The following is a 13,072-nucleotide window of genomic DNA, read 5'->3' as shown; positions in this document are numbered from 1 at the left end:
AAATGATTTGTTTAAATCTATTTCCATATCACTATACATCAAAACAATACAATTTTGCAAATAAAAAAAGCCTTAAGGCTTTTTTTACTCAACTGAAACTATAAAATAATATAATGGTTGCTGTCCACTATAGTATTGTACATCAGCATTTTCATACTTTTCTTGAATGTTTTTTATAAATTCTTTTACCTTTTCTTCTTTACAGTCTTTACCATAAAATAAGGTAATTAACTCACTGTCTTCATTTACCATAGTTGAAATTATATTCTCACATACTTGAAAAATATCCTCTCCAACATTCGTTATTTTTCCTTCAACTAACCCTAAAATATTTCCTTCTTTTATAAACTTACCATCTATTTCGGTATCTCTAACTGCATAAGTTACTGATCCACTTTGTACATTTTCTATACCTTTATTCATGATTTGTATGTTGTCCTCTAGGTCAAGATTAGGATTAAATTCAGTAACTGCTGTTATTCCTTGAGGTATTGTCTTAGTAGTAATGACCTTTACCTTTTTATCACTTAACTCAGCAGCCTGATTAGCTGCCATAATTATGTTTTTATTATTAGGAAGTACAAAAATATTTTCTGCATTCATTTTACTTATGCAGTCCAGTATATCCTGAGTACTTGGGTTCATTGTCTGACCACCTTCAATTACAAAATCTACACCTAAGTCCTCAAAGATATTTTTTATTCCTTCACCCATAGCCACTGCTATGAAAGCATATTTTTTTATTTCTATGTTTTCTCCATCTTTCATTTGAATTACATGTCTATGTTGTTCTCTCATATTGTCTATCTTAATTTTTGAAAGTTCTCCTAGCTTAATAGCTTTAGATAAAACCATACCAGGGTCATTAGTATGAATATGAACTTTAACAATATCATCATCTTTTACAACTACCATTGAATCACCTATAACTTCTAATTCAGTTTTAAAGTTATCTACATTTATGTTGTTTGAAATAATAAAAAATTCAGTACAATACCCAAACTTTATATCTTGCTTATCTAAGTTTTGAGAAACAATTTGTTGTATTTCCTTATCCCTATCAGTCATATTAACTTTTTGTATATCTTCTTTTAAAACTTCATACATTCCTTGTAATATTATCAATAAACCCATTCCACCTGCATCTACCACCTTTGCCTTCTTAAGTACAGGCAGCATCTCTGGAGTTTTATTTAGTATATTCTTACTATATTCACACACTTCCCCTAATAGAGAAGATATATCTTCTCTATTTGATTTCACAGCACTTTCCCCAGCTACTCTTATAACTGTAAGTATTGTACCTTCTGTTGGTCTCATTACAGCTTTATAAGCTGATTTTGAACCTTCCATCAAGCTGTTTGCAAACTCTTCAGCGTTAACTTCATCCTTTTCCTCTAAACCCTTTGCAATTCCTCTAAATATTTGCGAAAGTATTACACCTGAGTTCCCCCTCGCTCCCATTAGAGCTCCTCTAGATAACTTTCTTGCAATTTCACCTATAGGTTTATCCTGCATATTTTCAATTTCTGATACTGCACTTCTAAAAGTCATGGACATGTTCGTACCTGTATCACCATCCGGTACTGGAAAAACGTTTAACGAATTTACATAATCCTTCTGTTCTTCTAACTTATTATTGGCATTTACCATCATATTGTAAAAGCACTGACCACCTATTTTTAAGTACTTCATATTTGAAAACTACCTCCTAGACTCTAACACCTTGAACATTCACTGTAATATTTAAAACTTTAAGACCTGTATAATTTTCTATGTTATATTTTATTTTTTGAATAATGTTATTCGCGATAACTGATATTTTTGTTCCATACTCTACCATAATAAATAATTCTATAGATAATCCATTTTCTTTAGAACGAACTTTAACACCCTTACTTAAATTCTCACTTCTTATTAGTTCCCATAGTCCATCCGTTGCATTTCTTGATGCCATTCCAACTACACCATAACATTCCATAGTTGAAACCCCTACGATATTGGCAACTACTTCTTCTGTATAACTTATAATCCCATTTTCACAGGTGATGTTACCTATCATAATAAAATCCTCCTCCCGTCATAGACCATATAACATATTTTATATTAAATAAGAGATTTATTCAAGGAAATATATTATTTATAATGTTATTTTTGTTATTTAATTTTATAATATACTTGCAAAAATTCTATGTTATGTGGTAAAATAATTAATGTTTGAATTGTGAAGAGATTCTTTTCACAATTTGTTAAGGAGGTGTTTTTAATGTCAAGAAAGTGCGAAATATGCAATAAAGGTGTTGTATTTGGTGTACAATACAGCCATTCACACCGTCAATCCAAAAGAACTTGGGCTCCAAACATAAGAAAAGTTAAAGCTATAGTTGAAGGAACACCAAAGACTATACATGTTTGTACAAGATGCCTTCGTTCAGGAAAGGTTCAACGTGCTATATAAGGAATAAAAAAATGCAGTTGTTTTACACAATTGCATTTTTACTTCTTACACAAATATTGTATTAAATTGAAATTCTTACAATATTTACTTTCTTTATAAACCTATATCTGGTTTTTAGGCAGTCTCTATTATTTTTTTGCAGACTGCCTCTTTTTTTATTTAATTAGATTTTCGGAAGACCTTTTACTGGCTTTTTCATATTCTCATCTGCATCCATAGTAATTGGATTTGCAGTTTTAGAATTTTTACCTCTATTATCATTTCTACTTTTTCTTTCGCTTTTAGTTGGCATTACTTTCACCTCTCCTCGATATTAGCTTGCCACCAAACATAACAATTATGTAGGCTTATAAAGTAAAATAAGACTCCCCTTCATAAAAAGAGGAGAAACTTAAAGTTAATTATTTATTTCTTTTAAAAAATTTTATAATAGAAGATAAAAATCCTGGAAGTTTGATAGTAATTATTTTCATAAGACATACCTCCTACTTATTGTTTTCTATCAAATACCATCCACAATAAATTAGCGCCCCACCTACAGCTATTATCCATCCCCATACAGGGATAATAAAAGTTATCACTATTCCAACTCCAATTGACCCAATGATCCACCCTGTTTTTCTTTTCTTTCTTTTACAGCTTTTCTTAGGGCTGTTAAAACACTTCCTAGACATATTATTATCCCTTAAAATTGCTCTATAATATTATATGCTTCTGTAACTCATACTGTTACATATTTTTAAATTTATATATTAAAAATGTATAAATTTAAAAAATAACTGATATTAAATATCAGTTATTTCTACCAAAAACTATTTTTTTAATCCTTACTATAAAGTATAAGGAGAGTTCCTTTTTTAAATAAAATTTGAACATCATCATTCAAAAATTCATTAGAAACAGTACGAGAGTCCCCTAATCTTAAATCGTAATCTGTGAGCTTATACCTTGCTCCTATAATATTTACTTTCTCAACACAATCACAATATGCTTGAATAGAAAAAGCAGATCCTTTTTCTCCTTTCAAAGTAACTGGTTTGTCACATATAGTTATTATATTATGTTCATCTCTTATATGTCCTTTAATATTTAGATTTAAACACTTTCGTAGCATTCCCAGATTACTCATCACATGATCTATTCTAGTACCTGTACATCCTAAAAATACGATTTCAGTACCGCCAAGTTCTACTGCTTTGTTTAACACAAGCTCTGTATCAGTAAAATTTTTATCTGTAGGAAACTCTTCCACTTTGCATTCCTCATGTTCAGTAAAAAACTCTAAAGCTTCTCTATTTATAGAATCAAAATCACCCATCAAATAGTGTGGCACTATTTTGTATCTGTACAAGCAATTTCCTCCACTATCTGCACAGATTAAATAATCACTATCCTCTAATTCTTCTTTTAGCAGTTCATAAGAAGGTGGATTACCTCCACATACCAAAACTATTTTCATATTAAATTTCCTCTTTTAAAGCCTTAATATTTTCTTCTATCTTTCCACCTTTGAATACCGCTGAACCAGCTACGAGCACATTAGCTCCACATTCTACAATCTTCTTTATATTCTCTTTTCCCACTCCTCCATCTACTTGAATCATAAGCTCTTTGTTATATTTATTACTTAACTCTTTAACTTCTCTAATTTTTTCTGAACAATAGTTTATGTACTTTTGTCCACCAAATCCCGGATTTACAGTCATTATCAATACCATATCCAAAGTTGGAATCAGGTGTTTTATAAGCTCTACAGGCGTAGCAGGATTTAAAGCTATACCAGCTTTAATCCCAAAGCTTTTTATATAGTTTATAGTTCTATCGATATGTCTATCAGTCTCATAATGTATTGTAATTATATCTGCCCCAGCTTTTACAAAATCCTCTATGTATCTTGATGGTTCTTCAATCATTAAATGTACATCAAAAGTAAGTTTTGTAATCGGCCTTATACTTTTTATTATTGGTATTCCAAAAGAAATGTTTGGTACAAACATTCCATCCATTACATCTATGTGAACAAAATCTGCACCATACCTTTCTAAATTTTTAACATCTTCTCCTAATTTAGAAAAATCTGCAGATAATATTGATGGCGCTATTTTTACCATTGTTTGTTCCTCCTACTCATTATTTCTTCTAATGTTTTTATATAAAATTCATATCTTTTGCTATTTATTTTATTTTCTATAACAGCTTCTTTAATAGCACAACCTGGCTCTTTATAGTGAAGACATCCAGTAAATTTGCAATCTCCTATATAATCAGCGAACTCTGGAAAACAATTTTGCAACTCATCCTTTGATAAAAAATCTAAATCAAAAGATGAAAATCCAGGAGTATCAACTATAAATCCATCTCCCATATCTATAAGTTCGCTATGTCTTGTTGTATGTTTGCCTCTTCGAAGCTTCTCACTTACCTCTCCTGTCTCCATAAGCTCTCTACCTGCTATTGTATTTAAAATCGTTGATTTTCCAACACCAGATGGTCCACAAAGTACTGTAACATTATTTTTTAATTTTTCTTTAACTTCATCAATGCCATAACCTTCTTTTGCCTTTAAGAAAATGATTTCATAGCCTGCACTTTTTATCATACTTACAATTTCATTTTTCTCTTCTTCACTTATTAAATCTAACTTATTAAAACATACTGTTACTTTTAGGTTATTATACTCACAATTTATTAAGAATTTATTTAATAAATTCTCATTTATTTCAGGATTTTTCAAAGCAAATACAACTAAAGCCTGAGTAACATTTGCAACTGCCGGTCTAATTAATTCGTTACTTCTAGGATAAATTTTATCTATAACACCTTTTCCCTCTTTAAGTGTAATTTCTACTTTATCTCCAACCATAGGAGTAAGCTCATTATGTCTAAACTTTCCCCTTGCCTTGCATTCAACAATTCCTTCGTCTACCTTTATATAATAAAATCCACCTATTCCTTTTACTATTGTACCTTGCATAAATCCTCCTATTATTAATTTTAGTTAAAAATTAGTACTTGGAAACTGTAGACACCATGGCCGACACTAAACTTATACTATGAGAATTACTGGTAATTTCAGGAAGGTGTAAGTATATTTTTAGAGGACAATTGACAGTGAAGGTGAGTTTTCTTCCTTACGTCAGAAAACTAATTTATTTTTTTATACTTGTTTTGCTAATGCAAAACATCGCTTATTCATATACTCAGAAAGTAGTCCTGCGAAACAAGAGAGCAGGAATTTCTTTTAAATTAAAGATTTTTCGTACTCCTTCATTGTCCTCTGTCTTCTAAAAAGTATTTAACTTGTGTTAGCTGTTACCAATAAATATTTTTTATAAGTTAACCTTCAGCGATGGTTATCTATAAAAGTTTTAATTTAGTTTACTTAAGACTTCTTAATTATAAATTTTTAGTATTTACTACCAACTCTTAATTCATTTCTACTAGTGTATAAATTTCTATTTAAACTCAAACATTGCTATGGATTTTGAGTTCCACTGCTTTGTGTATTGGAATTTGGTTTAGTATTTTGACTTCCTGACTGCTGACTAGTTCCAGCTTTATCGCTTCCAGTTGGCTTATTTGTATCACTTGGCTTAGTTCCAGTATTTTGACTTCCATCAGCGGTCTGAGTTGTTCCATCCTTACCTTGAGTGCCGTTTTGAGTTCCTCCATTTTGTCCTAAAGAACCATCTGGCTCTTTATACTTGTAATAAGTTAAAGTTATAGTTGTTCCTTCTTTAACTGATCCTGATGCACTTTGGTCTATTACTTTTCCATCTTGGGATTTATCGTTTGTTTCCTTTGCATTCTTTGAAATCTTAACTCCAGTATTACTTATTATAGATGCTGCTTCATCTATATTCTTATCAACTACATTCGGTACATCAATATATTTAACTTGTGGTCCGCTACTTACTACAAGATCTATGCTAGTATTAGGGTTCGCATTTGTCTCGGCGTCTGGAGTCTGTCTTATAACCGAATTTTTAGATATAGTATCACTATATTCCCTTGTTACTTTACCCAGTTTCAAACCACTGTTTGAAATTATCTCTTTAGCTGAATTTAAATCTACCCCTATTAAGCTTGGTACTTCTAATTTATCTTGTCCTCCGCTTATACTAACCCTAACTTCAGAATCTATTTTTACCTTGGTGCCTTCAGAAGGATATGTTCTAAGAACAGTTCCTTCCGGTTTATCACTTTTTTCTTTTGCAATTGCTGTAAATTTCAACTTTCTTTCTTCAACAAGTTTTTTAGCTTCGTCCTGCTTCATACCAACTATATTAGGTACTGTAGTTTCTGTAGTATTTGCCACTTTGCTAAAAGCAAAATATCCTGATACAGCACCTATAACTACTACAAGTATTGCTATAGCAGCTCCAATTAATGTTTTTCTCTTTTTAGATCCTATGCCTCTTCTATGATATGCCGATTCATCATCATATTCTTCATTTCTTTTGTATTTGTCATTTACTATTATAGGATCCATAACTCTTGTCATATCAGAGTCTGAAACGTTAGTCGAGATATTAAGATTTTGATTATTTTCTATTTTTTTCAAATCACTAATCATATCTTTCACATTTTGATATCTTCTTATTGGCTCTTTTTCAATAGCTTTTAATATGAGCTTATTTAAACTTTCAGGTATTCTTTCATTTAATTGTTTTGGCGGAACGACTGGTTCCTGTATATGCTTTAAAGCCACAGATACTGGACTTTCCGCATCATAAGGCACTCTTCCTGTTACCATTTCATAAATTACTATTCCAAGAGAATATATATCAGTTCTACAATCTACATAACTTCCTCTTGCTTGCTCTGGTGAAAAATAATGAGCTGATCCCATTATTTTACTAGAATTAGTTATAGTAACTGAATTTGATGCTTTTGCAATACCAAAATCTGTTACTTTAACCACACTCTCTTCAGTCACTAAAATGTTATGAGGCTTTATATCTCTATGTACTATGTTGTTTCTATGAGCACACTCCAAAGCCTTCCCTATTTGTGATGCAATATTAATTGCTGTGGCTGTGGGTAATTTTCCTTCTTCACGTATTATTTCCTTTAATGTCTTTCCCTTAACATATTCCATTACTATATAATTAATGTCTTCTTGAGTGCCTACATCATAAATGTTAACTATATTATTATCAGAAAGACTCGCTGCAGCTGCAGCTTCCCTTTTAAATTTTTCAACAAATTCCTTATCATTAGAATATTCATCTTTTAGTATTTTTACAGCAACATAGCGGTTCAGCAAGTGACATTTTGCTTTATAAACTACCGCCATGCCTCCTTCTCCAATCTTCTCCAACAACTCATATCTATTACCCAGCTTAGTTCCTATCATCTTCACACTCTCCTTCAAATACGATAACTGATATATTATCTCTTCCACCTTTCAGTTTACTAAGCTCAACTAACTTTATACAAGATTCCTCGTTATTATTATTAAATATTATATCATACATTTCACTTGTATTAACCCCATTAGTCAATCCATCAGTACATAAAATTACTTTAGTAATATCACTCAATTCTATATCAAAAGTATCTATTTCTACAAACTCATTTGTTCCTAATGCTCTTGTTATTATGTTTTTATTAGGATGACTTTCTGCTTCTTCTTCAGTAATACTTCCTTCATCAACTAATTGCTGAACTAATGAGTGATCCTTTGTTACTTTGGTAATACCATTAAGCTTCATAACGTAACAGCTACTATCCCCCACATTAGCTACAATCATTTTATTATTTTTTACTAAACATGCAGTTATAGTTGTCCCCATTCCAACTAATCCATCATTACTTTTGGATAGACTAAAGATTTTTCTATTCGCCATCTTTATGCTGTGTATTAAAATACCTTCCATATCTTCTAGATCATTCAATGATTTTATATAACCTATAATAGTATCTACAGCTATTTTGCTAGCTACTTCTCCAGCATTATGTCCGCCCATTCCATCAGCAACAATATAAACACCAAAACCTTCATTCTTATAATAACCTACTGAATCCTCGTTTATTTTTCTGACATTACCTATATCAGATAGTATCCCCACCATTTTCTACACCCCTTTTAAATCATTTTTTGATTTTAAGTAGCTTCTTCTTAATTGTCCACAAGCCGCATCAATATCAGCTCCCATTTCTCGTCTAATAGTAGTTTCAACTCCATTGTCTACTAATATGTCATGAAAATTTTTTATGTTGTCTGAAGAAGATTTCTTAAACTCTCTCTCTTTAACCTCATTTACAGGTATCAAGTTTACATGGCAAAGCATACCTTTTAAAAGCTGAATTAACTGTTTGCTACACTCTTTAGTATCGTTGACTCCGTTTACAAGAGCGTATTCAAAAGTTATTCTTCTATTAGTCTTTTCTATGTAATACTTACAACCTTCCATCAACTCATCTATGGAATATTTGTAAGCTATAGGCATCATTGATTTTCTTAAGTCGTCATTAGGGGCATGAAGAGAGATAGCCAGGGTTATTTGTAAACCCTTGTCTGCAAGTTCTTTAATTTTAGGTACTATTCCACAAGTAGAAAGAGTTATATGTCTCTGACCTATATTTAGCCCATATTCAGCCTTTACTAAATCTAAAAATTCCATTACATTCTCATAGTTATCTAATGGTTCTCCACTTCCCATTAATACTATATTGGATATTCTTTCTCCTATTTGCTCCTGTGATTTTAGCACTTGTGCCAATATTTCTCCACTGCTTAAATTTCTTACTATTCCTCCTAATGTGGAAGCACAAAATTTGCATCCCATTCTACATCCAATCTGAGTAGAAACACAAATAGAATTACCATGTTTATATTTCATTACTACAGATTCAATAATATTCCCATCTCTATATTTATAAAGAAATTTAGTAGTGCCATCCAATTCAGATTTATACATACGAGCAACACTTGGAATCTCTATATAAAAAGATTTTTTCAGTTTTTCTCTAGTACTTTTAGGAACATTGTTCATTTCTTCAAAGTCCCATATATTTTTATATATCCAACCAAATACCTGTTTAGCTCTAAACTCGCTTTCCTTATTTTCCTTCATCCATTGCTTCAAATTTTGAAGATTAAAATTAAAAATATTGTACATATATATTACACCTACCTACGCTTTACCATTTTTGCTATAAAAAACCCATCCATATACTTATCAGGCAGGATAGTCATACATCCTTCTTTATGATAAATTATATTTTCTGCTTCTCCAAAATAAAGAGACTCCATATCAAACTCACTATGATTTTTTATAAACCATTTTATATTCTCTTCATTTTCATCTTTATTTAAAGTACAAGTAGAATAAATGAGCTTTCCTCCTGGCTTAACATATTTAGAAGCATTAACCATAATTTTTCTTTGAATCTCTACAAGTTCTTTTGTATCATTTGTATTTTTATTCCATTTAATTTCAGGCTTTTTTCTTATTATTCCTAATCCCGAACACGGAACATCTATAAGCACTCTATCTGCCTTTTCTTTATATTTCATTTCATACCTTGTGGCATCTAACACATCATAATTAACATTATTTATCCCAAGTCTTTTTGCATTTTCTTTAATTAATGGCAGTTTACTTGCATGAATATCAAAGGCAAATACTTCTCCAGTATTATTCATAATCTCTGCAATGTGACAAGTCTTTCCACCAGGAGCACTACATAAATCTAAAACAGTGATTTCTTCTTGCAAATCCATCGAAGGAGCAACCATCATTGCACTTTCATCTTGAACAGTTATTAATCCGTCTACAAACAATGGATTATCTTCTATATTTCTTCCCTTAGTTATTACAATAGCTTCTGGGCATATCTTTCCTTCTTCTATGTCGTAGCCATTTTGCTCTAGCTGCTTCCATGCCTCTTCATAATCTATTTTTAAATTGTTGACTCTAACTGTGATACCGGGTACCATATTCAGGCCACCTAGGATTCTCTCTGAACACTCACTGCCATATTGGTTAATAAATAACTTTACCATCCACTTTGGAAAGGAATATTTAAAACTTAGAACTTCCATATTGCTTTTTATATTTTTAGCATAATCTACATCTTTATTTCTCAAATAATTTCTGAGTACACCATTAACTAATCTGGAACCTTTTATAGAATTTCTTTTTGCTAATTCTACCGCTTCATTTACTATAGCAAACTCTGGAATTTTATCTAAATATACCATTTGATAAAAGGATATTCTGAGTATATTTAAAATGTCTATATCCATTTTTTCTAAATCACTTTTTATAAAATAATTCAGCATAGTATCAATAGTATATTTATATTTTAATGTTCCATATACAATCTCTGTTGCTAGTGCTCTGTCTTTATCATTTAAATTGGATCTATTTAACTCTTTTCCTAATACAATATTAGAAAATGCACCCTTTTGCAGTATCTCATTTAGCACCTTTACTGCTGTTCTTCTAGCGTTATCCATTATTTTACCTCTATTTCAAATAATATATTTAATCATTCTCTCTACTAAGTATTATTAGTCTTAGTAACTGAGCTATAGCCATCAATGCAGCTGCTACATATGTCATAGCTGCAGCATTTAATACTGATTTAGCACCTTTTAATTCTTCTGAATGTAGTATTCCTCTTGAATCCAATAATTTTAAAGCTCTATTTGATGCATCAAATTCTACAGGCAGTGTTACAATTTGAAAAATAACTACTGATGAAAAAAGAAGTATACCTATATTTATAAGATTTCCTGATCTAAAAATCATACCTAAGATAAACAATAACCATGAAGCACTAGAGCCAAAATTGACTACAGGAACTATAGAATTTCTTATTATTAAAGGAGCATAATGCCTGCTATGTTGAATCGCATGGCCTGTTTCGTGTGCTGCTACCCCTATGGCTGCCACAGAATTCCCATAAAAAACCCCTTCAGACAATCTCATTACTCTACGTGCAGGATCATAATGATCCGTAAGCTTACCAGAAATAACTTCTACCGGTATATCCAATAAACCATTGCCATCTAAAAGCATTCTTGCAACTTGCGCTCCAGTATATCCATTATGATTTCCATAGGTAGAGTATTTTTCATAAGTAGATGAAACTTTATATTGTGCATAAGCCGCTATAATTAATGCCGGAATTAGAATTATAAATGTTCTATCAAAAAACATTTCTATACCTCCATCTTCTCCTCAATTCTCTTTTCTATTTAAGAATAACACCAGTCTTTATTTCGTGTCCTCTTATATATTGTTCTACATTCATAGCTTTTCTACCAGGAAACTGTATTTCTTCTATCAATAAGACTCCTTTTCCACATGCTACCTTCATCCCACTTTTTGAAACTTCTATAACATATCCTGGTTCGCAATTATGTTCTTCTTTAAAGGATTTAGCTTTAAAAATTTTCATATTTTCTCCATCATAGTGAGTATATGCAACTGGCCAAGGATTTAAACCTCTTATCAAGCTTTTTATCTCATCACTACTTAAATTCCAATCAATTTTAGCTACACTTTTATCAAGCATCTTTGCATAAGCTGTTGGCGTTTCTCCTTGCATTTCCCTAACTATAGATCCATCAACTAAACCATTTATAGTTTTAATAAGAAGCTTTCCTCCATCCTCCATTATGATGTCGTGTAGCTCTCCCGCAGTCATATCATCTGTAATCTCTATCCTACTCTTTAAAAGCATATCTCCTGTATCTAAACCTATATCCATAAGCATAGTTGTGTTTCCACTTTCTTTTTCCCCATTTATTATAGCCCAATTTATTGGAGCTGCTCCCCTATACTTTGGCAAAAGCGATGCGTGTAAGTTAACACATCCGTATTTAGGTATATCTAGTATCTCTTTTGTTAGTATTTGCCCATATGCTACAACTACAATAAAGTCTGGTTCCATATCTTTTAACTTTCGAATAGCTTCTATGTCATTTTTCAATTTTTCAGGCTGAAATACAGATATATCATTCTGCAGAGCTACTTCTTTTACCGGCGACATTGCTAATTTATTACCTCTACCTTTAGGTCTATCTGGTTGTGTAAAAACAGCCTTTACACCAAATTCATCTATAAGACTTTTTAATGATGGCACCGCAAATTCTGGAGTTCCCATAAAAACAATATTCATATCTTATTCTCCTCCTTCACTTTTTATGATTTTATCAACAAATAATATACCATCCAAATGATCAATCTCATGGCACAAAGCTCTTGCAAGCAGGCCTTCTCCTTCAATTACAATCTCCTCACCCTTTTCATTCTGAGCCTTTACTTTAACTCTATTCGGTCTGTCTACTTCTCCCTGCTCACCAGGAACACTTAAACAACCTTCCGTATCTATTTGACTTCCTTCTTGTGAAATAATTTCAGGATTTATAAGGCTTAACATTCCTTCTCCAACGTCTATTACTACAATCCTCTTAAGTATTCCAACTTGTGGTGCCGCAAGACCTACTCCTTGAGCATCATACATCGTTTCTTCCATGTCTGCAATCAAAGTTAAGATTCTATCATTTATCTCGTCTACTTTTCTACTTTTTTTCCTAAGTATTTCATCACCATATTTTCTTATATTTCTTAAAGCCATTTCTTTACCTCCGTA

15 protein-coding genes are annotated in these 13,072 nt (G+C 31.5%); 1 reads left to right on the top strand and 14 read right to left on the bottom strand.

Annotated features, from left to right (window positions below):
• Nucleotides 1–84: 84 nt before the first annotated feature.
• Both I6U48_RS03335 and I6U48_RS03330 read right to left on the bottom strand, forming a co-directional pair.
• Nucleotides 85–1,695, bottom strand: coding sequence for a fatty acid kinase ATP-binding subunit FakA (locus I6U48_RS03335; protein WP_218318984.1), 1,611 nt, complete (start codon nt 1,693–1,695; stop codon nt 85–87).
• A 16-nt stretch (nt 1,696–1,711) separates the two neighbouring features.
• Nucleotides 1,712–2,062: an Asp23/Gls24 family envelope stress response protein gene (locus tag I6U48_RS03330; protein WP_218318983.1), complete on the bottom strand. Its 351-nt coding sequence runs from the start codon at nt 2,060–2,062 to the stop codon at nt 1,712–1,714.
• A gap of 204 nt (nt 2,063–2,266) precedes the next feature.
• Here I6U48_RS03330 and rpmB point away from each other — a divergent pair, with 204 nt between their 5' ends.
• Nucleotides 2,267–2,458 (top strand): 50S ribosomal protein L28, encoded by a 192-nt coding sequence (gene rpmB / locus I6U48_RS03325; protein WP_066619969.1) that lies wholly within the window; start codon nt 2,267–2,269, stop codon nt 2,456–2,458.
• A gap of 163 nt (nt 2,459–2,621) precedes the next feature.
• Here rpmB and I6U48_RS30005 read toward each other — a convergent pair whose 3' ends face one another.
• The 12 genes from I6U48_RS30005 to def form a co-directional block, all read right to left on the bottom strand.
• A complete protein-coding gene (locus I6U48_RS30005; RefSeq protein WP_281421795.1) occupies nt 2,622–2,750 on the bottom strand; it encodes a hypothetical protein in 129 nt (42 codons plus the stop codon).
• Between the two features lie 193 nt (nt 2,751–2,943).
• Nucleotides 2,944–3,132, bottom strand: coding sequence for a hypothetical protein (locus tag I6U48_RS03320; RefSeq protein WP_218318982.1), 189 nt, complete (start codon nt 3,130–3,132; stop codon nt 2,944–2,946).
• Nucleotides 3,133–3,278: 146 nt separating this feature from the next.
• A complete protein-coding gene (locus tag I6U48_RS03315; protein ID WP_218318981.1) occupies nt 3,279–3,917 on the bottom strand; it encodes a thiamine diphosphokinase in 639 nt (212 codons plus the stop codon).
• A gap of 1 nt (nt 3,918) precedes the next feature.
• Nucleotides 3,919–4,569 (bottom strand): ribulose-phosphate 3-epimerase, encoded by a 651-nt coding sequence (gene rpe, locus I6U48_RS03310; protein WP_218318980.1) that lies wholly within the window; start codon nt 4,567–4,569, stop codon nt 3,919–3,921.
• Nucleotides 4,563–5,432 (bottom strand): ribosome small subunit-dependent GTPase A, encoded by an 870-nt coding sequence (gene rsgA, locus I6U48_RS03305; protein WP_218318979.1) that lies wholly within the window; start codon nt 5,430–5,432, stop codon nt 4,563–4,565. Before rsgA ends, rpe begins: the two co-directional genes overlap by 7 nt.
• Nucleotides 5,433–5,933: 501 nt before the next feature.
• A complete protein-coding gene (gene pknB, locus I6U48_RS03300) occupies nt 5,934–7,817 on the bottom strand; it encodes a Stk1 family PASTA domain-containing Ser/Thr kinase (protein ID WP_218318978.1) in 1,884 nt (627 codons plus the stop codon).
• Entirely contained in the window at nt 7,804–8,535 is a 732-nt protein-coding gene (locus tag I6U48_RS03295) for a Stp1/IreP family PP2C-type Ser/Thr phosphatase (RefSeq protein WP_218318977.1), read from the bottom strand. The genes pknB and I6U48_RS03295 overlap by 14 nt, the downstream gene beginning before the upstream one ends.
• 3 nt (nt 8,536–8,538) lie before the next feature.
• Nucleotides 8,539–9,585, bottom strand: a complete 1,047-nt coding sequence (rlmN, locus tag I6U48_RS03290) for a dual-specificity RNA methyltransferase RlmN (protein ID WP_218318976.1) — start codon at nt 9,583–9,585, stop codon at nt 8,539–8,541.
• Between the two features lie 11 nt (nt 9,586–9,596).
• Complete coding sequence (gene rsmB, locus I6U48_RS03285) at nt 9,597–10,928, bottom strand: 16S rRNA (cytosine(967)-C(5))-methyltransferase RsmB (RefSeq protein WP_218318975.1); 1,332 nt, start codon at nt 10,926–10,928, stop codon at nt 9,597–9,599.
• 28 nt (nt 10,929–10,956) lie between these two features.
• Nucleotides 10,957–11,634, bottom strand: a complete 678-nt coding sequence (locus tag I6U48_RS03280) for a zinc metallopeptidase (protein WP_218318974.1) — start codon at nt 11,632–11,634, stop codon at nt 10,957–10,959.
• Between the two features lie 34 nt (nt 11,635–11,668).
• Entirely contained in the window at nt 11,669–12,598 is a 930-nt protein-coding gene (fmt, locus tag I6U48_RS03275) for a methionyl-tRNA formyltransferase (RefSeq protein WP_218318973.1), read from the bottom strand.
• 3 nt (nt 12,599–12,601) lie between these two features.
• Nucleotides 12,602–13,057 (bottom strand): peptide deformylase, encoded by a 456-nt coding sequence (gene def, locus I6U48_RS03270; RefSeq protein WP_218318972.1) that lies wholly within the window; start codon nt 13,055–13,057, stop codon nt 12,602–12,604.
• Nucleotides 13,058–13,072 lie beyond the last annotated feature (15 nt).

The organism is Clostridium thailandense, from assembly GCF_019207025.1.
In the GTDB taxonomy this organism is placed as follows: Bacteria; Bacillota; Clostridia; order Clostridiales; family Clostridiaceae; genus Clostridium_AM; species Clostridium_AM thailandense.
Note: the sequence above shows the minus strand (reverse complement) of the source record. Positions and strands in the feature narration are given on the sequence as shown.

Excerpts from the sequence above, each read along its gene's own strand:
- I6U48_RS03335 (WP_218318984.1), bottom strand. The coding sequence starts at position 1,695 with ATGAAGTACTTAAAAATAGGTGGTCAGTGCTTTTACAATATGATGGTA.
- I6U48_RS03330 (WP_218318983.1), bottom strand. The coding sequence starts at position 2,062 with ATGATAGGTAACATCACCTGTGAAAATGGGATTATAAGTTATACAGAA.
- rpmB (WP_066619969.1), top strand. The coding sequence starts at position 2,267 with ATGTCAAGAAAGTGCGAAATATGCAATAAAGGTGTTGTATTTGGTGTA.
- I6U48_RS30005 (WP_281421795.1), bottom strand. The coding sequence starts at position 2,750 with ATGCCAACTAAAAGCGAAAGAAAAAGTAGAAATGATAATAGAGGTAAA.
- I6U48_RS03320 (WP_218318982.1), bottom strand. The coding sequence starts at position 3,132 with ATGTCTAGGAAGTGTTTTAACAGCCCTAAGAAAAGCTGTAAAAGAAAG.
- I6U48_RS03315 (WP_218318981.1), bottom strand. The coding sequence starts at position 3,917 with ATGAAAATAGTTTTGGTATGTGGAGGTAATCCACCTTCTTATGAACTG.
- rpe (WP_218318980.1), bottom strand. The coding sequence starts at position 4,569 with ATGGTAAAAATAGCGCCATCAATATTATCTGCAGATTTTTCTAAATTA.
- rsgA (WP_218318979.1), bottom strand. The coding sequence starts at position 5,432 with ATGCAAGGTACAATAGTAAAAGGAATAGGTGGATTTTATTATATAAAG.
- pknB (WP_218318978.1), bottom strand. The coding sequence starts at position 7,817 with ATGATAGGAACTAAGCTGGGTAATAGATATGAGTTGTTGGAGAAGATT.
- I6U48_RS03295 (WP_218318977.1), bottom strand. The coding sequence starts at position 8,535 with ATGGTGGGGATACTATCTGATATAGGTAATGTCAGAAAAATAAACGAG.
- rlmN (WP_218318976.1), bottom strand. The coding sequence starts at position 9,585 with ATGTACAATATTTTTAATTTTAATCTTCAAAATTTGAAGCAATGGATG.
- rsmB (WP_218318975.1), bottom strand. The coding sequence starts at position 10,928 with ATGGATAACGCTAGAAGAACAGCAGTAAAGGTGCTAAATGAGATACTG.
- I6U48_RS03280 (WP_218318974.1), bottom strand. The coding sequence starts at position 11,634 with ATGTTTTTTGATAGAACATTTATAATTCTAATTCCGGCATTAATTATA.
- fmt (WP_218318973.1), bottom strand. The coding sequence starts at position 12,598 with ATGAATATTGTTTTTATGGGAACTCCAGAATTTGCGGTGCCATCATTA.
- def (WP_218318972.1), bottom strand. The coding sequence starts at position 13,057 with ATGGCTTTAAGAAATATAAGAAAATATGGTGATGAAATACTTAGGAAA.